The sequence below is a fragment of the Kitasatospora sp. NPDC054795 genome (assembly GCF_053611565.1).
Genome location: NZ_JBSHAP010000021.1, coordinates 51,300 through 69,985, shown reverse-complemented (window position 1 = coordinate 69,985; position 18,686 = coordinate 51,300). Strand labels below are relative to the sequence as shown.

16 protein-coding genes are annotated in these 18,686 nt (G+C 74.2%); 10 read left to right on the top strand and 6 right to left on the bottom strand.

Annotated features, from left to right (window positions below; translation table 11 throughout):
* Positions 1 to 448 precede the first annotated feature (448 nt).
* The gene (locus ACWGJO_RS10665) at positions 449 to 1,162 is read right to left on the bottom strand and encodes a bifunctional DNA primase/polymerase (protein ID WP_452183084.1); all 714 of its coding nucleotides are present in this window, start codon (positions 1,160 to 1,162) and stop codon (positions 449 to 451) included.
* A 306-nt stretch (positions 1,163 to 1,468) separates the two neighbouring features.
* Between ACWGJO_RS10665 and ACWGJO_RS10660 the strand changes: the two genes are divergently transcribed.
* Entirely contained in the window at positions 1,469 to 2,845 is a 1,377-nt protein-coding gene (locus ACWGJO_RS10660; protein ID WP_359902173.1) for a tetratricopeptide repeat protein, read from the top strand.
* Positions 2,846 to 3,066: 221 nt separating this feature from the next.
* Positions 3,067 to 4,287 (top strand): hypothetical protein, encoded by a 1,221-nt coding sequence (locus tag ACWGJO_RS10655; protein ID WP_452183083.1) that lies wholly within the window; start codon positions 3,067 to 3,069, stop codon positions 4,285 to 4,287.
* 155 nt (positions 4,288 to 4,442) lie between these two features.
* Here ACWGJO_RS10655 and ACWGJO_RS10650 read toward each other — a convergent pair whose 3' ends face one another.
* Positions 4,443 to 5,744, bottom strand: a complete 1,302-nt coding sequence (locus tag ACWGJO_RS10650) for an ABC transporter substrate-binding protein (RefSeq protein ID WP_380538391.1) — start codon at positions 5,742 to 5,744, stop codon at positions 4,443 to 4,445.
* Between the two features lie 255 nt (positions 5,745 to 5,999).
* Here ACWGJO_RS10650 and ACWGJO_RS10645 point away from each other — a divergent pair, with 255 nt between their 5' ends.
* Both ACWGJO_RS10645 and purU read left to right on the top strand, forming a co-directional pair.
* Positions 6,000 to 6,434, top strand: a complete 435-nt coding sequence (locus tag ACWGJO_RS10645; RefSeq protein WP_387691537.1) for an SCO4402 family protein — start codon at positions 6,000 to 6,002, stop codon at positions 6,432 to 6,434.
* A 110-nt stretch (positions 6,435 to 6,544) separates the two neighbouring features.
* A complete protein-coding gene (gene purU / locus ACWGJO_RS10640; RefSeq protein WP_452183082.1) occupies positions 6,545 to 7,411 on the top strand; it encodes a formyltetrahydrofolate deformylase in 867 nt (288 codons plus the stop codon).
* 38 nt (positions 7,412 to 7,449) lie between these two features.
* Here purU and ACWGJO_RS10635 read toward each other — a convergent pair whose 3' ends face one another.
* Together ACWGJO_RS10635 and ACWGJO_RS10630 are read right to left on the bottom strand one after the other, a co-directional pair.
* Positions 7,450 to 8,658 carry a zf-HC2 domain-containing protein gene (locus ACWGJO_RS10635; protein WP_452183081.1) on the bottom strand — a complete coding sequence of 403 codons (1,209 nt, stop codon included), beginning with the start codon at positions 8,656 to 8,658 and terminating at the stop codon, positions 7,450 to 7,452.
* Entirely contained in the window at positions 8,655 to 9,215 is a 561-nt protein-coding gene (locus tag ACWGJO_RS10630; protein WP_452183080.1) for a sigma-70 family RNA polymerase sigma factor, read from the bottom strand. The genes ACWGJO_RS10635 and ACWGJO_RS10630 overlap by 4 nt, the downstream gene beginning before the upstream one ends.
* Positions 9,216 to 9,916: 701 nt before the next feature.
* On the opposite strand from ACWGJO_RS10630, the gene ACWGJO_RS10625 reads away from it, so the two are divergent.
* Complete coding sequence (locus ACWGJO_RS10625) at positions 9,917 to 10,390, top strand: ATP-binding protein (protein ID WP_359902194.1); 474 nt, start codon at positions 9,917 to 9,919, stop codon at positions 10,388 to 10,390.
* Positions 10,391 to 10,793: 403 nt separating this feature from the next.
* Here ACWGJO_RS10625 and ACWGJO_RS10620 read toward each other — a convergent pair whose 3' ends face one another.
* On the bottom strand, positions 10,794 to 11,777 hold the full coding sequence (locus tag ACWGJO_RS10620) for a GlxA family transcriptional regulator (protein ID WP_452183079.1): 984 nt from the start codon (positions 11,775 to 11,777) through the stop codon (positions 10,794 to 10,796).
* Between the two features lie 120 nt (positions 11,778 to 11,897).
* Between ACWGJO_RS10620 and ACWGJO_RS10615 the strand changes: the two genes are divergently transcribed.
* The 4 genes from ACWGJO_RS10615 (at position 11,898) to ACWGJO_RS10600 (ending at position 15,434) form a co-directional block, all read left to right on the top strand.
* Entirely contained in the window at positions 11,898 to 13,214 is a 1,317-nt protein-coding gene (locus tag ACWGJO_RS10615; RefSeq protein WP_452183078.1) for an MFS transporter, read from the top strand.
* A 98-nt stretch (positions 13,215 to 13,312) separates the two neighbouring features.
* Positions 13,313 to 13,840: an N-acetyltransferase family protein gene (locus tag ACWGJO_RS10610; RefSeq protein ID WP_452183077.1), complete on the top strand. Its 528-nt coding sequence runs from the start codon at positions 13,313 to 13,315 to the stop codon at positions 13,838 to 13,840.
* Between the two features lie 110 nt (positions 13,841 to 13,950).
* Entirely contained in the window at positions 13,951 to 14,295 is a 345-nt protein-coding gene (locus ACWGJO_RS10605) for a DUF4229 domain-containing protein (RefSeq protein ID WP_452183076.1), read from the top strand.
* Positions 14,296 to 14,324: 29 nt separating this feature from the next.
* Positions 14,325 to 15,434 (top strand): LacI family DNA-binding transcriptional regulator, encoded by a 1,110-nt coding sequence (locus ACWGJO_RS10600; protein ID WP_452183075.1) that lies wholly within the window; start codon positions 14,325 to 14,327, stop codon positions 15,432 to 15,434.
* 61 nt (positions 15,435 to 15,495) lie between these two features.
* On the opposite strand, the gene ACWGJO_RS10595 is transcribed toward ACWGJO_RS10600, so the two are convergent.
* Positions 15,496 to 16,704 carry an MFS transporter gene (locus tag ACWGJO_RS10595; RefSeq protein ID WP_452183074.1) on the bottom strand — a complete coding sequence of 403 codons (1,209 nt, stop codon included), beginning with the start codon at positions 16,702 to 16,704 and terminating at the stop codon, positions 15,496 to 15,498.
* 470 nt (positions 16,705 to 17,174) lie between these two features.
* Between ACWGJO_RS10595 and ACWGJO_RS10590 the strand changes: the two genes are divergently transcribed.
* A complete protein-coding gene (locus tag ACWGJO_RS10590; RefSeq protein ID WP_452183073.1) occupies positions 17,175 to 18,521 on the top strand; it encodes a dicarboxylate/amino acid:cation symporter in 1,347 nt (448 codons plus the stop codon).
* Positions 18,522 to 18,686: the final 165 nt, after the last annotated feature.

Sequence of the window (18,686 nt, the reverse complement as noted above, 5' to 3'; positions counted from 1 at the left end):
GGGGGGGTGGTGGGAACGTACATCGCCATGCACTTTTTCGTCGCCCTGGCCTGTGGCGCGGGACGCTAACAGCCGAGGGGGCCCGCTGCTCCCGGTGCAGCGGGCCCGCTCGCCTCCCCGTTCCCTCCCGTCCCCTCCTGTTCCCTCCCGCTTCCCCTCCGTCGCCGCCGCCCGGCTTCCCCGTCCGAGCGCCCCTGCCGGCGTCCCCACACACCGCAATTCCTCCCCTCGGCCGATCATGGCAATCCTTGAGTGCCGTCACTCGTACGAGGGGCTTTTCCCGTTGACCAGCGGGTACACGGAAGCCTTATCCGGACATGCGTATGACGGGCCCCGTCCCCGGTGGGAGACAAGGCCCGTCACTCGCGCGCGTTGTGTCGCGCGGTGCGCACCCTCACCCGATCGGCGGAGGGCGGCCGTTGAAGGGGCCGGGCGGAACCGGCGGAACTCAGCCCACCGGCGTCGGCCGGGCGGCCCGGGCGGTGCGGCCCGAGGGCGTCTCGCGGGCGCAGGCGTAGGCCAGCGGGCCGATCAGCTCGGCGGCGTCCGGCAGCCAGCGGTTGAGCGCGGAGGGGGAGCGGGCCCACTGGGCGTACCCGAGGGAGCCGATCCGGGACGGCGGGGCGACCGTCCAGTCCCCCTCGCCCCGGGCGACCAGGTCCAGCCGGCCCGGCGGCCGGCCGAGCCGGCGGAGCATCTCCGGGAGCCTGGCCGCGGCCCCGGGCAGTGCCAGGAAGTGCAGTCGCCGCCCGATCAGCCCGGGCGCGGCGGGCTGGACCACGACCGGGCCGAGCTGGAGGTCCATCCGCTCCATCCGGGCGAGCGCCAGACAGCCGGCCGTCTCCGGGACGTCCAGCACGTCGAACGAGCGCCCGGTGGGCAGCAGGATCGACGCCCGGGGCCGGTCGGTCCACCAGCTCCGCACCGCGCCGGGGCCGGCGCTCGCCGTCCGCGCCCAGTCCGCGTCCAGCGGGTGGGCGCCCGGCAGCGTGCAGCGGCGGTCCCCGCAGGAGCAGCGGACACCGCCGCCGCCGTCGTCGATCAGCCAGGCGCCCGGGGCCACCTCCCAGTGGCGGTTCTCGGCGTAGCCGACGGCTTCGACGAGCAAGGGGGGTGGAGCGGCCTTCTCGTTCCGGTCCGAGGCGTCGGGGATGTCTTCCACGGGGTACTCAACTACCGTGTGTGAGGCTGGTTACGGCCCGATGGCGCCCGGTTGGGTGCATCCCGGCAATGTCACCCGTTCCGGTTAGTCGACCGAGTTGGTGGGGCCGAGGGCAGGCGCAGTGGGGGCGCACAGGAGCATTTCCCAGGGCGCAAGGGGGGTGCGGTTCGTCACCGTGGGTATCCCGCTGGCGTTGCTGATCGCTAACCTGGTGTCAGATTCCTTGGACGGTCGGACAGTCGGCAACAGATCAGCAGAATCGTCGCCCGCCGGCCGGGACCGGAGGGTGTGGGGAGGCGAAGCCCAATGGCCGCGAGACCACTCGTCGCACGACAGCCCAACGAGCGTCTGCAGCAACTGATCCAGGAGGCCAGCTGCTCCAACGCCGGCCTGGCCCGGAGGGTCAACCTCTGCGGCGCCGAGCACGGGCTGGACCTTCGGTACGACAAGACCTCCGTGGCCCGCTGGCTGCGCGGGCAGCAGCCGCGCGGGCAGGCGCCGGCCGTGATCGCCGAGGCCCTGGGCCGCAAGCTCGGCCGCAGCGTGTCGGTCGAGGAGATCGGCATGGCGGACGGCAAGAACCTGAGCTCCGGCATCGGGCTCCAGTTCGCGCCGACCATCGGTGCCGCCCTGGAGCAGGTCTGCGAACTCTGGCGCAGTGACGTCGGCCGGCGGGACTTCCTGACCGGCGCGACGGTCGCCGCCTCCGCGCTGGTGGAACCCAGCCGGGACTGGCTGATCACCCCGCCGGACCCGGTGGTGGCGCGGGCCGGCGGCCCCCGGGTCGGCCCGACCGACGTGGCCGCGATCAGGGCGACCACCACGATGCTGGTCGACCTGGACCACCGCTTCGGCAGCGGCCATGTGCGCCCGGTGGTGGTGCACTACCTCAACTCGGTGGTCTCCGGCCTGCTCGGCGGCGCCTACCGGGAGGAGACCGGTCGCCAACTCTTCGCCGCCGTGGCCCGGTTGACCGAACTGGCCGGCTACATGGCGGTGGACACCGGGCAGCCCGGCCTCGCCCAGCGCTACTACATCCAGGCGCTGCGACTGGCCCAGGCCGCCGACGACCGCGGCTACGGCGGCTACGTGCTGGCCGCCTCGATGAGCCACCTGGCGGCGACCCTCGGCAACCCGCGGGAGATCGCCCAACTCGCCCGCGCCGCCCAGGAGGGCGCCCGCTCGGTGGCCACCCCGACGGCGATGGCGATGTTCTACGCCGCCGAGGCCCGCGGCCACGCCCTGCTCGGTGACGCCCGCTCCTGCGAGACGGTGTCGGCCAGGGCCCTGGAGATGATGGAGCGCCGCCGCCCGGAGGACGACCCGGACTGGATCGCCCACTTCGACGACGCCTACCTCGCCGACGAGTTGGCCCACTGCCACCGGGACCTGGAGCAGGCCGGCCAGGCCGAGCACTACGCCCGCCGGGCGCTCGACCTGCACCCGCCGACCCGGGTCCGGCGCCGTGCGGTGGACCTCGTCCTGCTGGCCACCGCCCAGCTCCAGCAGCGGGACCTGGAACGCGCCTGCGAGACGGGCGCCCAGGCGGTCCGGCTGCTGAGCGGGCTGCGGTCCAACCGGGGCGTGGAGTACCTGGACGAGTTCCGGCGCCGGCTGGAGCCGTACCGGGAGCAGCGGGTGGTCCGGGAGTTCCACGCCCGCGCGGACGCCGAGGCGGCCTAGGCCCCGGGCCCGCCTCCGCGCCTCGGGCCCGGGGGCGGCCCGGGCCCTGGGCGGTCGCGGATCGTCTGTGCAGGGAGCGTGATGGATGTCCCGCCCACGTGGTCACCCGGTGAGGCGAACCGGTAGCGTGGGCGCGACGTCCAAGGAACTGTGATGCTCCCAAGAACCGACGAGATGTGGTCCGCCGTCAGTGCGCGGTCCTGCACAGGTGAGGAATCGCGTTGAGTCAGCGCCGCTCGTACCCGAACTCCGGTGACTTCAACCTGGACGACCTGTTCCGCCCCGAGCCCGGCCAGCCGCAGGGGCAGCCGGGCCGGCCGCAGGCCCACTCGGCCGTGCCGCCGGTGGGACAACCGTCGGGGCAGCCGGAGTACCTCGGCGAGGGCGCGCACGCGCTGCCCACCCAGGCGATGCCCGCGCAGCCGGTGCCGGGCCAGTCGATGCCCGGGCACTCGCTGCCGGGCCGGCCGATGCCGGGGCAGGGGGCCCCGTGGGGCGCGCCGCAGCCCGGGTACGGTGCCCCGCAGCCCGATCCGGCTCCGGAGACCCAGTACCTGCCGCCGTACCCCGCCGGCGACCCGCAGGCGGCCGGCTACCCGGCGGCGCAGGCCCAGCCCGGTTACCCGCAGCCGCAGCCCGCGCCGGGGTACCAGGCCTATCCGCCGGCCGCCCAGCCGCAGCCGGCCTACCCGGCCCAGGACCACCACCAGGGCTACGCCCCGGAGCAGGGGCAGGACTACGGCCAGGGGTACGACCAGGGGCACGACGCGACCCGGGCGGGCGGCTCGGGACGCGGCGGACGTTCGTCCAACAAGCTGATCATCGGCGGCGTGGTGGCGGGCTGCGCGGCGGCCGGCATCCTGGTCGCCGTCCTGATGAGCGGCGGCGACGAGACCAAGGACGACAAGAAGACCACCCCGGCGGCCGCCACCGCCGGCGCCACCACCACCCCCGGGGCGCCGAGCGCGAGCGGCTCCGGCACGGCCGTCGACCCGGAGGTCAAGGCCCAGGCGCAGCCGCTGTCGGACCTGCTGGGCACCGCGAGCGACAGCCGCAGCTCGGTGGTCTCCGCGGTCGCCTCGGTGCAGAAGTGCGACAAGCTGCCCGAGTCCCAGCAGGCGCTGACGGCCGCGGCCGGCAAGCGGCGCGAGCTCCAGAGCAAGCTCGGCCAGCTGAAGGCCGACAAGCTGCCCGGCGGTCAGCAGCTCGTCGACCAGCTCAACGCGGCCTGGACGGCCTCGGCCCAGGCCGACGACGAGTACGCGCTCTGGGCGCAGGACGCGCAGGGCGCCTGCGACGCGAAGAAGCAGGACAACCAGCACTACAAGAACGCCGTCCAGGCGAGCGGCACCGCGACCACGGCGAAGAAGCAGGCCGCCACGCTCTGGAACGCGATCGCCGCCCAGACCGGACTGCCCAACCGGAGCGACGGCGACCTCTGAGCGACGGCGGTCGACGGCGGTCGACGGGGGATGCCGGTCGACGGGGGACGGCGGTCGACGGGGGACGGCGGCCCGTGAACGACGGCGGCCCGTGAACGACGAGGGGGACGGGCCGCAAAGGCCCGTCCCCCCACCCTCGCCCCGGGCGGTCCGCGTCAGGCCGGCGGACGGCCCCCGGTGAGTGCCCAGCGGATGTCCACGAAGCCCGGCTGCTGCAGGGTCATCCGGCCGTTCTTGACCACCTGGTAGGTGACCCAGGTGTTCACCAGCCGCGGCGACCCGCCGCTGGGCAGCATGTTGGTGGTGCCCCAGTTGAGCGGCGGGGTGATCCCGACGTCGATGCCCTCCCCGCTGTCCAGCAGCGAGGAGACCGTCTTCGGAGTGACCGTCCGGCCGCCCTCCGCCAGCTTCTGCACCGCCGTCCGGAACACCTCGTACGCGACCCAGGTGGTCTGCACTCCCGGGTCGGAGACGTCGATGGGGTGCCCGCCGGTGGTGTCGGTGCGCACCACCGCGCGCAGCCCGTCCCAGATCTTCGCCGACTCCGGCGGGTACCAGCTGGTGACGTAGGCGCCGCCGAGCGGGCCGGAGTCGCCGCCGGTGGAGTCCACCACCGACTGCTGGACGCTGCCGATCACCGAGGCGATCCGGGTGTTCTTCGCGTTCAGCCGCCGGTAGGAGTCCAGCAGGTTGCCGGTCGGCTCGGCGGCCAGGGCGCTGGTGATGCAGTTGCCCGGCTCGTCCTTGCCGATCGCCTTGCGGATCACCGGGGTGTAGTCGGAGGACTGCTCGGGCGCCTTGACGTCCGTCAGCCTGATCCCGGCCGGCCGCAGGGCGGTGCCCAGGTAGCCGAGCAGGTTGTCGCCGGCCGGGGTGTCCGGGCGGACCAGGGAGACGGTCCGGCAGCCGGCGTCCACCAGCTGGCGGCCGTTGCCCGCGATCAGCGCCGGCATGCCGCCGTCCACCGGGTAGGACAGCGGGCTGGAGAACTCCGGCTGGGAGAGCCCGTAGCCGCCGATCAGCGGGATGCCGGCGCGCTCCAGCACCGGCATGAACGCCTCGCCCCACTGGCTGTAGGAGCCGATCACGGCGACCACCTTGGCGTCCACCGCCTGCTGGGCACAGGCGCGGGCACCGTCCGCGGTGTTGTGCTCGTTGCAGGTGATCACGCGCAGCCGGTGGCCGTTCACGCCGCCCTTGGCGTTGACGTCCTGGCCGATGGCGGAGGCGAGCGCCGTCATGCCCGGGCGGTCGGCGGAGCCCGTGCCGGCCGGGGCCCAGGTCATCACGGTCAGGTCGTCGCCGGTGGTCGAGGCATCGGCCGGTCCGCCGCACGCGGAGGCCGAGAAGAGGGTGGGGAGCAGGGCCGCGGCGGTGGCGGCGGCTGCGATCGGGCGTCGGCGGCGGCGCCGCACGATCGGGGGACGGGCCTGGAAGGAGTCCCTTCGGCTGGTCATCGCTTTTCCCTCTCTGGGGCGCACTCCGGCGCACCGGAGCAAGCCAAGCCCCGGCGCCACAAGCCGAGAGGGCCGAAATGCGAACGGATGGCGAACGGCCGCCGAAATCCGGAGTGGTACGCGTGTAGATCGCGAGTGGAGCACGAACAGACGGGGAACGTACGATCGTTCACCATGTCCGCCAGCACAGATTCTTCGTATCGGTCCGCCCGAAACCCTTCTCGTCCGGGCCACCGCTCCAGCACGATGGGCGGCATGCCGCTCAACGACCTGCCCTGGTGGCGCTGGCGAGCCCGACTGCGCTCGGCGCTGCACATGCTGTCCGACCCCGCTTTCCAGCAGGAGACCTGGCTGACCGGCCGGGAGGGGTACGGCGACGTGACCGACGCCGTCTACCGCCTCGTCGAGGACACCTGGCTGGACCGCTGGTCGGCCGAGAAGTACATCGGGACGATCCTCCGCGACTCCGCCGAGGCCGCGCTGGTGGACGTCGCGGTGCTGCGGGCCGTGCAGATGCTGCACGAGGTCGGTGCGGACGCGCCGGCCTCCGCCTACCTCGGCCACCCCGGCTGGCCGGAGACCGTCCGGGCCGCCCGCGAGGCGCACGTCGTGCTGGCCTCGGGCGACGGGGACGACCCGGACGCGTCGCCCAAGTCGCTGGACGTGCTGCGCATCCTCACCAAGCTCTGACCCGCCGGACCGCCGCCGTCCCGCAGTACGGGCAGCGGGGCGGCGGGTGTCCGGGATGTGACACGCTGGACCATCCACGCACGTCACGACCTCAGAACGGGATACTCCCAGTGGAACAGCAGCCGGTCAGCGCCCAGTACGTCCTCACGCTGTCCTGCCCCGACAAGCAGGGCATCGTCCACGCTGTCTCCAGCTACCTCTTCATGACCGGCTGCAACATCATCGACAGCCAGCAGTTCGGGGACGGTGACAGCGGGCTCTTCTTCATGCGGGTGCACTTCTCCGCCCCCGAGCCCGTCACCGCCGACAAGCTGCGGGCCAGCTTCGCCGCGATCGGCGCCTCCTTCGGGATGGACTGGCAGATCCACCCGACCGAGCAGCGGATGCGGATCGTGCTCATGGTCAGCAAGTTCGGGCACTGCCTGAACGACCTGCTCTACCGCACCCGGATCGGCGCCCTGCCGGTGGAGATCGCCGCGGTCGTCTCCAACCACACCGACCTGCGGGACCTGACCGAGAGCTACGGCATCCCGTTCCACCACATCCCGGTCACCAAGGACACCAAGGCCGAGGCCGAGCAGCGGCTGCTCGACCTGGTCGCCGAGGAGAACGTCGAACTGGTCGTGCTGGCCCGCTACATGCAGGTGCTCTCCGACCGGCTGTGCGCCGAACTGTCCGGCCGGGTGATCAACATCCACCACTCCTTCCTGCCGAGCTTCAAGGGCGCCAAGCCGTACCACCAGGCGCACGCGCGCGGCGTCAAGCTGATCGGCGCCACCGCGCACTACGTCACCGCCGACCTGGACGAGGGCCCGATCATCGAGCAGGAGGTGGCCCGGGTCACCCACGACGTCAGCCCCGACCAGCTGGTCGCGCTCGGCCGGGACGTCGAGTGCCAGGCGCTGGCGCGCGCGGTGAAGTGGCACAGCGAGCACCGGGTGCTGCTGGACGGGACCCGTACGGTCGTCTTCGCGTAACCGCTCCGGGCGGGTCGCTGCGCGCGGACGGCGGGCCGCTACGGCCGGGAGAGCAGCGGGAGCGCGTGCAGCACCTCGCGGACCGCGGACCGGTCGCCGTGCTCGCCGACCGGCAGCCGGTCCGGGTCGCGGTGCGCGGCGGCCAGCTGGCACAGCTCCAGGCCGTCCAGCACCATCGACGCCACCGGCTCCCCGCCGGGCGGGCCGCCGCTGCCGACGGCCGCGCCGTCGCCGCCGTCCAGGGTGATCAGCCACTCGCCGCCCGCCGGGCCGTCGACCATCAGCCGCACCCGCCGGGCCGTCCGGGCCCCGCCCTCCGGCGCACCCGGCGCCCCGGCGTGCTCGGGCCGGGCCGCGCGCAGCCCGGCCAGCGCCCGGGGGAGCAGCCGGACCACCAGCTCCACCATCTGCCGCAGGTGCTGCGGCGTCGGCGGGTCGTACGGGTAGGCGACCGCCCGGGCCACGTCCTCGCCGTGCACGAAGCACTCGAAGGCGCGGTCCACGAAGGCGTCGCGCAGCGGCAGCACCGCGAAGCCGTAGTCGACCGGGGTGTTGCCCTGCGGCACGAGCGCGGCGCTGCGCACCAGGTCGTGGGCCTGCCGCCGCCAGCGGGAGCGCACCGACTGCGGCGCCAGGCCGGCCTGGTCGGCGATCAGCCGGCCGGTGCGCGCGGTGACCCCGGCGTACCGGCCGCCCTGCGGCGGGACGCGCGGCACGGACGGTCCGGCGGCCGGCTCCTGCGGGGGCACCCGCCGCCCGGCCGGTGCGGCGGGCGGGCCCGGAGCGGCCGGCACCGGGTCGGGCAGGCCGAGTGCCAGCGCCAGGAAGCCGTCCACCGCGGTCAGGTGGCCCAGCACCTCGGCCGGGCGCAGCCGCTCGGTGCCGCCGTGCCACGGCAGTTCCGCCACCTCCTGCCACTCCTCCGGGCCGAGGTCGCGCAGCAGCGCGTCGAGCTTGGCGGTCTCCGCCGTGTACGGCATGCCCCAGGCGGGGACGGGCAGTTGGGCCGGCCGGCGGGCCAGGCACCAGTCGAGCACCTGCTGGCGCAGCGAGCCGGGCTGGTCCAGCGGCTCGTCCAGGGAGAGCCAGCCGGCCGCCTCGCGCAGCCGGGCCGCCTCCTCGGCGCACTCCCGGCAGTCGCGCAGGTGCTGCTCCAACTCGGCGGCCTCGCGGGCCGGGCAGGCGCCGAGGGCCCACGCGCCGAGCATCGAGCGCAGGGCGTCGTGCCGCTCCTCAGTGCTGCTCACGTCTCCCCGTCCCCGGTGCCGTCCTGGCGGGCGCGTTCGTCGGCAAGTTCGGTGGCCAGCAGCTCCAGACCGAGCCGCATCCGCTGCTTGGCGGCCTGCTCGCTGATGCCGAGCAGTCGGGCCGTCTCGCGGTAGGTGCGGCCGTCGTAGTAGGTCACCGCGATGGTCTCACGCAGGGGTTGGGGCAGGGAGTCGACCACGTACTGCATCCTCGCGGCGGTGGCCACGGCGCGGATCTCGGCCTCCGCGCCCGGTGCGAGTTCGGCGGCCCGCCGGGCCCGCAGCCGTTCGACCGCGCGGTGGTGGGTCAGCGCGCCGAGCCATGAGCGCAGGGTGCCCCGGTCGGGGTCGAAGTCCTCGGGGTGCTCCCAGGCGTGGGCGAAGACCTCCCGGGTGAGCTGGGTGGCGGCGGCCTGGTCGGCGAGTATCCGTCCGGCCAGGCCGTGCACCATCGGTGCGAGCTGGTCGTAGAGTTCGCCGAGCGCCGTCTCCTCGCCGCGGGCGAGGCGGCGCTGCAACTGCTCGTCCCAGCGCGGGGTCCGCTCCGGGGTGGCCATCGGGAACCACCCTCCTGACCGGGGTCGCTGGCTTACCCAACGGTATCTTGCGGCCGGGCGGCGCCGGGGGCGATTGCGGCAAGAACGGAACCGTTCCTGGCGGATCACCCCTCCTCATGGATGCGCCTCCCGGCCCGGACCCCTCGCCCGGATCCCCTCGCCGGGGTCCCTCCGGGTTCCTCGCCGGGGCCCCTCGCCCGGGCCGGGTCGTCCTCCCGCGGCCGGATCGTCGGCCGGTGGGACCCGTCCGCCGATGCCACCGTTCGAGAGCCGTCGGACATATGTCGCACGGGTGGTTCGTGAGTGGCGGGAGGGGTGCGCGGGGCGCGCGGCGGTAGGTTCCCGACTGCGGGACCAGCGGGACCAGCGGGACCAGCGGGACCAGCGGGTCGGCCGGGTCGGACGATCACCGGTACGAGCCTCGCGAGAGTGAGCGGGACAGTATGCACCGCGCTGTCGCCCGATCGCCGGAATATGCCCGAAGCGCTTGCTGCGGTCCGTCCCCCCGCCCATCCTGAGGCGTATTCGTGTCGCGGCCGGGTGCCCGACCGACGAGACGGCGCGGGCGAGTGGGTGCGGACGGACAGACCGGGCGGGCGCTCGGGCACGGCTCGGGTGGCGCCGGGCGACGTGCGAGGGCCCGCCGGCCGATCCGGCCCGATCGGGACTACGGCCGAACTGCGAGTGCGGGTGGTGGAGCGGTGCAGGTTCTTCAGGTACAGCTGGCGGTGCAGGCCGACCCCGCCGAGGTCGGCCGGGCCCGTCGATGGGTGCGCTCGCGGCTGCTGAACCACGGGGTGGACCCGGACGCGCCGATGGCCGAGACGGTGGTGCTGGTGGTCTCGGAGCTGGTGACCAACGCCGTGGTGCACACGGGCTGTCCGGCCGTGCTGAGGCTCTGTCTGCCGGTGGCCGACGGCCCGCAGGAGGGCGGACCGGCCGCCCCGCTGCGGGTGGAGGTCGCCGACGCGAGCCGGGCCGCGCCGACGCCGCGGCACGCGGGCGCGGACGAGGACGCGACCAACGGGCGCGGCCTGGAGCTGGTCGAACTGCTCTGCGAGCGCTGGGGCTGGTACCCGGAGGACTCGGGCAAGCGGGTCTGGTGCGAGATCGGCAGCGACGCCCGTCCCGCGGATCCGCTGGCCGACGTGGACTGGGCGGCTTTGGCGCAATAGCGGCTTTCGCGGCGGCCGTCGGACCGTGCCGAGCACGGTGCTGATCACCGGCCGAAAGGTGACGCAACCATTCCGAATTTCGGACTACCCATTGACGTGACGTATCCGACTGATCACGCTTGGGTGCGGCGCTCCGTCGCGAGGGGACGCCGAGGGGATGTCCGTCCACCGCCGCGGTGCCGCTGTCCAGGGGATTCGTGCCGGCAGGGCGGACCACGGACGGCCGGTCACGGGCCGCTCCTCGGCGAGTGCGGAGGGTGTGGCGCGGGATCAGGGCTCGCGCGCCGGGGCTGGATGGCGGCCTGCCGTACCGTGCTCGGGGTGGGCGCGGCCTGCCGCCATCCGATCCGCCGCCGGCGCCCGACGGGATTCGGCCACCGGTCGGGCGGTCGCCGGGCCGCACTCAGGAGGCGCGGCCTTCCGGGGCGGAGCGGAAGGTCCGCCGGTAGGCGCTCGGTGCGACGTCGAGCCGGCCGCGCAGCTGAAGTCGCAGCGAGGCGGCGGTGCCGAAACCGGACTCCCGGGCGACCTGGTCGATCGTCAGATCGGTCCGTTCCAGCAATTGGCGGGCCCGCTCGGTTCGCTGGGTGGTGATCCACTGGCCGGGGCTGGCGCCGGTCTCCTCGCGGAAGCGCCGGGTGAAGGTCCGTACGCTCATCCCCGCCCGGTCGGCGAGCTGCCGCAGCGCCAGTGGCCGGTCCAGGTGCTCCAGTGCCCAGGCGCGCACCGCGGCGGTGCCGCTGCCGCCGGAGTCCACCGGGCTCGGGGCCTCCACGTACTGCTTCTGCCCGCCCTCGCGCCACGGCGGCACCAGGCAGTTGCGGGCCACCGCGTTGGCCACCGCGCTGCCGTGGTCGCGGCGCACCACGTGCAGGCACAGGTCCACCCCGGCGGCCACCCCGCCGGAGGTGAGGATGTCGCCGTCGTCGGTGTAGAGCACGTCGGGGTCCAGCCGCACCTTGGGGAACAGCCGGGCGAAGCGCTCGGTGTAGCGCCAGTGGGTGGTGGCCGGGCGGCCGTCCAGCAGGCCGGCGGCGGCCAGGACGAAGGAGCCGGTGCAGATCGACATCAGCCGGGTGCCGGGCCGGATCCGGGCCAGCGCGGCGGCCAGGGGCGGGGTGAAGCAGGCGTCGGCGACGGCCGGGGCGGAGTCGGCGGAGGCCGGGATCAGTACGGTGTCCGCCCGTTCCAGCAGTTCGGGCCCGTGGTCGACCATGACCCGGAAGTCGGCGCTGGTGGTGACCGGCCGTCCGTCCAGGGTGCAGGTGGCCACTTCGTACAGCGGCCGTCCGGCCGGGTCCTTGGCGCCCCCGAAGATGCGGGCGGGGATGCCGAGTTCGAAGGCGATCACGCCCTCCAGGGCGAGTACCGCGACCAGGTGTGCCATGCCGTCCCCTCGGGCGTCGGTGGGTCCGGGCCAGGGTACTGCGGGCCATGGCCCGAATCTTGCGAAAGCTGTCATTCAGGCCACTCGTCCGGCCCGGGGCGGCCCGGAACACTCGTTCGCGTGACCGAACGCAGCGCCCTCGCCCCCGCATCCCGCTCCGAACCGCCCGCCCCGGCCGAGCGCCCCCGGGTGCACTACGCCTGGGTGGTGGCCGGCGTCTCCCTGCTCGTCCTGCTCGGCTCGGCCGGCTTCCGCTCCACGCCGAGCCTGATGATGGACGCCCTGCACAACGAGTTCGGCTGGTCGCTCGGGACGATCTCCAGCGCCACCTCCGTCAACCTGACGCTCTACGGCCTCACCGCCCCCTTCGCCGCCGCCCTGATGGACCGGTTCGGGGTGCGCCTGGTGGTGGTCTGCGCGCTGCTGACCATCTCGGTCGGCTCCGGGCTGACCATGCTGATGCGCGAGCCCTGGCAACTGGTGCTCTGCTGGGGCGTGCTGGTCGGCCTCGGCAGCGGCTCGATGGCCGGAGCCTTCGCCACCACCATCACCGGGCGCTGGTTCCGGGCCCGCCAGGGCCTGGTCACCGGAGTGCTGACGGCCGCCGGAGCGGCGGGGAACCTGGTCTTCCTGCCGATCGGCGCCTGGCTGGTCGAGCAGCACGGCTGGCGTTCGGCCGTGGTCGTGGTCTCGCTCGCCGCCAGCGCCGTCGCCGTCCCGGTGCTGCTGCTGATGCGCGAGCGCCCCGCCGACCTCGGCCTGCTCCCGTACGGTGCGACCGAGGCCCCGGCCGCGACGGTCACTGACGGCCGAGCCCTGGCCCGCTCGCTGCGGGTGCTGCGGAACGCCGCGCGGGTCCGGGCGTTCTGGCTGCTGGCCGGCTCCTTCGCGATCTGCGGCGCAACCACCGCCGGCCTGGTCGGCACCCACTTCATCCCGGCCGCGCACGACCACGGCATGCCGGTCACCACCGCCGCGAGCCTGCTCGCGCTGATCGGCGTGTTCGACGTGCTCGGCACCGTCTTCAGCGGTTGGCTCACCGACCGGGTCGACTCCCGGGTGCTGCTGACGGTCTACTACGGGCTGCGCGGCCTGTCCCTGCTCCTGCTGCCGCAGCTGCTGGCCGGATCGCTCCAGCCGCCGATCCTCGCCTTCGTGATCTTCTACGGCCTGGACTGGGTGGCCACCGTGCCGCCGACCGTCGCGCTGTGCCGCCGGCACTTCGGCGAGGACGCCCCGATCGTCTTCGGCTGGGTGCTCGCCGCCCACCAGATCGGCGCGGCCGTCGTCGCCGGGCTGGCGGGCCTGGCCCGTGACGCCCTCGGCAACTACGACCTCACCTGGTACGGCGCCGGCGCGCTGTGCGCGGTCGCGGTCGGGCTCTGCCTGGCGCTGCGCGGCGGGCGGGCCGACCGGGCGGTGCCGGCCCTTCCGTGACGGGCGGTGCCGGCCCTCTCGTGACGGGTGGTCCGCGCGGCCGGGGGGCGCCGGACCTCCCGGTAGGACCGTCGTACCGGAGGTCTAGGCTCCGCTCCATGGCGCTCACCTTCACCCTGGACCCCGAGCTCGACCCCGATCTTCGGACGGCCGTCGTCCGGCTGTGGGTCGACGTCACCAACGCCGGCGGGGCGGTCGGCTTCGTGGCGCCGGTCACCGAGGAGGAGGTCCGGGACACCGCCGAGCGCCAGTTCGCCGGGGTCGGACCGGACGGCCCGGACCGGTTGCTCGTCGCGCACGAGAGCGCGACGGGCCGGCTGGTCGGCGTGCTGTTCTTCGAGTCGATGCGCTTCGACCTCATGGAGCACTGGCGGATGCTCAAGCGGGTCATGGTGCACCCCGACTTCCAGGGCCTGGGCCACGGCGCCCGACTGCTCGCCGAGGCCGAGCGGGTGGCCCGGGAGTGGGGCCTGGAGTCGCTGCGGCTCACTGCGCGCGGCGGCCTCGGGCTGGAGCGGTTCTACGCCCGCAGCGGCTACCGGGAGGTCGGCCGGGTGCCGGCCGCGATCCGGGTCGCCCCCGGGGACGACCGGGACGACATCACCCTCTGGCTCGACCTGCGCTGACGACCGCCCGCCGGGCCGCGGGCCGGATCGGGTGCCCCGTGCCCCGCTCCGGCCGTCAGGCATGCTTGACTGGAGAACCCGCCCCAGCGCAACGAAGAAGGACGTGTCGAGTGACCAGCAACGGCCCGGAGAAGTCGCACGCCACGCTCCGCTACACCTCGCTGCGGGTCAGCATCTTCCTCGGCTGCCTGCTGGTGGCCCTGCTGCTCGGGCACTTCGGCATCATCCCGGTCAGCGGTGAGGCCGGCATGATCTTCCTGTTCCTGCTGGCCGCGGTCGCCTCCGCGCCGCTCAGCTACGCGCTGCTGAGCAGGCAGCGCGACGAGATGTCCACGCAGATCAGCGGCAAGGTCTCCGGGATGCGCAGCCGTACCGCCGACCGGATCGCCGCGCAGAACGCCGAGGAGGACGCCGCCGACGACGCCGCCCGCTCGGCCACCGCCGGCCAGAACTGACCCGGGCCCGGCCCCGGAGCGCAGCCGCCGTGCCCGCCACCCGAGACTCCGCGCCGTCCGAGCCGCCCGCCGGGCAGCCGCCCTCCGAGGGGGCGTCCGAGGGGGCGCTCGGCACCTGGCCGGCCCCCGTCCGCCGCCCCACCGGGCGGGACGTGGCGCGGCTCGCCGGGGTCTCCCAGGCCACCGTCTCCCTGGTCTTCTCCGGCGCCGAGGCCGGCCGGCGGGTCTCCGAGGCCACCCGGGGGCGGGTCCGCGAGGCCGCCCGCAGCCTCGGCTACCGTCCGCAGGCGGCCGGGCGGCAGCTGCGGCTCGGCCGCAGCGGGATGATCCTGCTGGCCGTGCCGAACCTCCAGGGCCCGTTCTTCGGCCGGGTGCTGGAGGGCGTCCACGAGGAGGCCGGCCGCAACGGCCTGGCCGTCGTGGTCAGCTCCGGCTGGGGCAGCGCCACCCTGGCCGAGGCCGCCACCGCCGGCCGCTTCGACGGCCTGCTGATCTGCTCCCCGGACGACAGCCAGCTCGGTGAGCTGCCCGTCGACACCCCCGCCGTCTTCCTGGACGCCGACCCCGGCACCGACCGGGCGCGTCCGACCGTCGAGCTCGACGTGGCCGGCGGGATGCGTGCCGCGGTCGAGCACCTGGCCGCGCTCGGCCACCGCCGGATCGGCCGGCTGCGCTCCAGCCACTCCGCCTACACCTTCCGGGTTCGGCAGGCCGCCTTCGAGCAGGCTGTCCGTGAACTCGACCTGGACGTCCTGGAGTTGGGTGTGAGTCTGAACGACGGCCACCGGGCCGCGCGGACCGTCGCGGGCCGGCTGCTGGAGCGGGCGGACCGGCCGCGGGCGGTGATCTGCGACGACGACGTGGTCGCCTCCGGGGTCTACCAGGCCGCTGCCGAGCTGGGGCTGCGGGTGCCGGAGGACCTGTCGGTGGTCGGCATGGACAACGTCGCGGTGGCCGCGCTGCTCGCCCCGCCGCTGACCACCGTCGACCTGCCGGGCGAGGAGCTGGGCCGGGCGGGCGCGGCCGCGCTGGCGGCCCTGCTGCGCGGGGAGCGGGTGGCGCCGGTCGCGCCGTTGGCCACCTCGCTGGTGCTGCGTTCCTCCACGGCGCCGGCCGGTACGGGCCCGACCGGGCGGTGACGGTTCGTCACCGGTGACAGGACTGCGCCCGCCGGCGGGCGCAGTCGTTCGTGGGGGTGGGTCAGCCCACCGGGACGGGCCGGGCGGCCGGGGCGAGCGGTGCCGGGTGGAACCAGCGCCGGGCGCCGAACAGCACCAGCCCGCCGAGTGCGATCCCGCCCACCGCGCACAGCGCCACCGGGCGCAGCGAGTCCTCGGCGAGCTTGCCGGAGACGGCGTAGCCGAGCGAGTTGCCGGTGGCGAACAGCGTCACCAGCCAGGCGAAGGCCTCGGTGACGGTGCCGGTCGGCGCCAGTTCGGCGACCAGGACGAACGCCGCCGCCAGCAGCGGGGCCAGCATGATTCCGGAGAGGAAGGCCAGCGCGGCCATCGGGTACGGCCCGGGCAGGGTGACCAGCGGCAGGTAGGAGGCGGCCATCGCGAGGGCCATCACCCAGGTGCGGGTGGCCGTGGTCCGGCGCCAGGTGACCGCGCCGTAGGCGAGCGCGCCGAGCAGGCCGCCGAGCGCGGCCAGTGCCAGCAGGGTGCCTCCGCCGCCGGGCAGCGTACCGACGTGCTGTTCGGCGTAGGCGATGAACAGCACGTTCTGCGCGCCGACCGCCCAGCCGGCCCCGGCCAGTCCGACCAGCAGCAGCACCAGTCCGGGGGAGCGCAGCGGCCCGAGCAGTCCGGCGGACCGTTCCTGCGCGGGGGCGCGCCAGGCCCGGGCGGGCCCGGCGGTGGCGACGATCAGCGCGCCGGCCAGTCCGAGCCCGGCGGCCACCCAGAGTGCGGCGACCGGGCTGAACAGTCCGGAGATGGTGGCGACGGCCAGCGGACCGGCCACGTAGAGGATCTGCTGGGCGGCCGAGTCGAAGGCGTACGCGGTGTCGAGCTGCTTCTCCTCGACCACGTCCGGCCAGAGCGAGCGCAGGCAGGGCTCCAGCGGGGGCATGGCGAGGCCGGCGATCGCGGCCCCGATCGGCGCACCGAGCGCGGAGCCGGGGGCGAGGGCGAGCAGCGCGTACCCGCCGCCGGCCACCACGGCGGAGGCGAGCAGGACGCGCGGCTGTCCGGTGCGGTCCACGATCCGGCCGAGCACCGGGCCGCCGACGGCGGCGGCGATCGCATAGGCGGAGGTGGCCAGTCCGACCCGGCCGTACGTCACGCCGGCGTCGCGCAGGGCGAGGGCGATGACGAGGGCGGTCATGCCGGCGGGCAGGCGGCCGAGCAGGGTGCCGAGCAGCAGGCGGGTGACGTGCGGGGCACGGAGCAGGGCGAGGTAGCCCATCGGCCGTCCTCTCCGGGTGGGCAGGCAGGGGCAGGGACGCCGTCAAAGTTATACGTATAACTGCTCAGCGGTCAATCGGGCCGCCGAGTCGGCCTGATGGGGCGTCAGCTTCGTTCGTGTCCGGAATTCGGGTCGGCGGCGGGCCTCGGGCGGCGTGCGCGCTGCGCGACCTCAAACAAGTACTTTGAACATCTCAAACCTTTACTGCTAACGTATCGGCCATGACAGCCTCAGACGCACTGCGGATGCACGGCCCGGGCCCCCTGCCCGCCGCCGCCCGCCCGTGTGCTCTGACCGGTGCTGTGGACAGCCCGCGCCGTTGTCGCGCCATGCGCTGTGCCGCCCTGAGCTGTACCGCGGCGGCACGCCCCTGACCGGGGGCCCGACCCCTCCCGTCCGGCCCCGCGCCGTGCCGCCCGCTCCGCCCCCACCTCACCGTCAGCAACGCCCTCCCCCGGAGACGCTCCCCCATGTCCACAGCGCCCGAGGCGACCTCGTCGCCGTCCGTGCTCGCCCGCATCCGCAAGACGCCCTTCTGGGTGCAGATCGTCGCCGGCCTCGTGCTCGGCGTCGGCCTCGGCTACCTGGCCCGCGCCGCCGACATCTCCTGGCTGGCCACCACCCTGGAGACCATCGGCAAGATCTTCGTCCAGCTGCTCAAGCTGGCCGTCCCGCCGCTGGTGTTCACCGCGATCGTGGTGAGCGTCGCCAACCTGCGCAACGTCACCAACGCGGCCCGCCTGGCCACCCGCACGCTGCTCTGGTTCATGGTCACCTCGCTGATCTCGGTCGGCATCGGCATCGGCCTGGGTCTGCTGACCAACCCGGGCGAGGGCACCAACCTGAAGACCGAGGGCCTCAAGGCGCTCGACTCCAAGGGCACCTGGATCGACTTCCTGACCGGGATCTTCCCGACCAACATCGTCGACTCCTTCACCAAGGTGAACGTGCTCCAGATCGTCTTCCTGGCGGTCGTGGTCGGCGCGGCGATCCTCAAGCTCGGCGCCAAGGCCGAGCCGGTCCTCAAGCTCAGCGAGTCCGTGCTGGAGCTGACCCAGACCGCGCTGTGGTGGGTCATCCGGCTCTCCCCGCTCGGCACCCTCGGCCTGATCGGCAAGTCCGTCGCCAAGTACGGCTGGGACCTGCTGAAGCCCTTCGCCACGCTGACCCTGGACATCTACCTCGGCTGCGCGCTGGTGCTGTTCGTCGTCTACTCGCTGGTGCTGCGCTTCGCCGCCGGGCTCAACCCGCTGCACTTCTTCAAGGGCGCCTGGCCCGCGATCCAGCTGGCCTTCGTCTCCCGCTCCTCGGTCGGCACCCTGCCGGTCACCCGCCGCGTCACCGAGCGCCTCGGCGTTCCGAGCGAGTACGCGTCCTTCTCCGTGCCGTTCGGCGCCACCACCAAGATGGACGGCTGCGCCTCGATCTACCCGGCCGTCGCCGCGATCTTCGTCGCCCAGGTCTTCAACATCGAGCTGGGCGTCAAGGACTACATCCTGATCGCCTTCGTCTCGGTGGTCGGCTCGGCCGCCACCGCGGGCCTCACCGGCGCGATCATCATGCTGACGCTGACCCTGTCCACGCTGGGCCTGCCGCTGGAGGGCGTCGGCCTGCTGCTCGCCATCGACCCGATCCTGGACATGATGCGCACCGCGACCAACGTCGCCGGCCAGGTCGTCGTGCCGATCGTGGTCGCGGCCCGGGAGAAGATCCTGGACGTCGCCGCGTACAACAACCCGTCCGGGGACCTGTACGACGAGACCCCGGAGCCGGCCGTCGCCGCCGGCCAGGGCGGCGCGACCCCGGTCGCGGCCTGAGGCGGGCGGCCCGGGACGGAACGTGCGGTCGAACGCCAGAGGGGACGTTCGACCGGCATGACGGAAAGGGCCCTCTCCCGGTGACGGGAGGGGGCCCTTTCCGCATTCCTTCGCTCCGTGCCCGAACTTCCGCTCCGGGACGGGCTTTCGAAAAGGCAGGGGGCC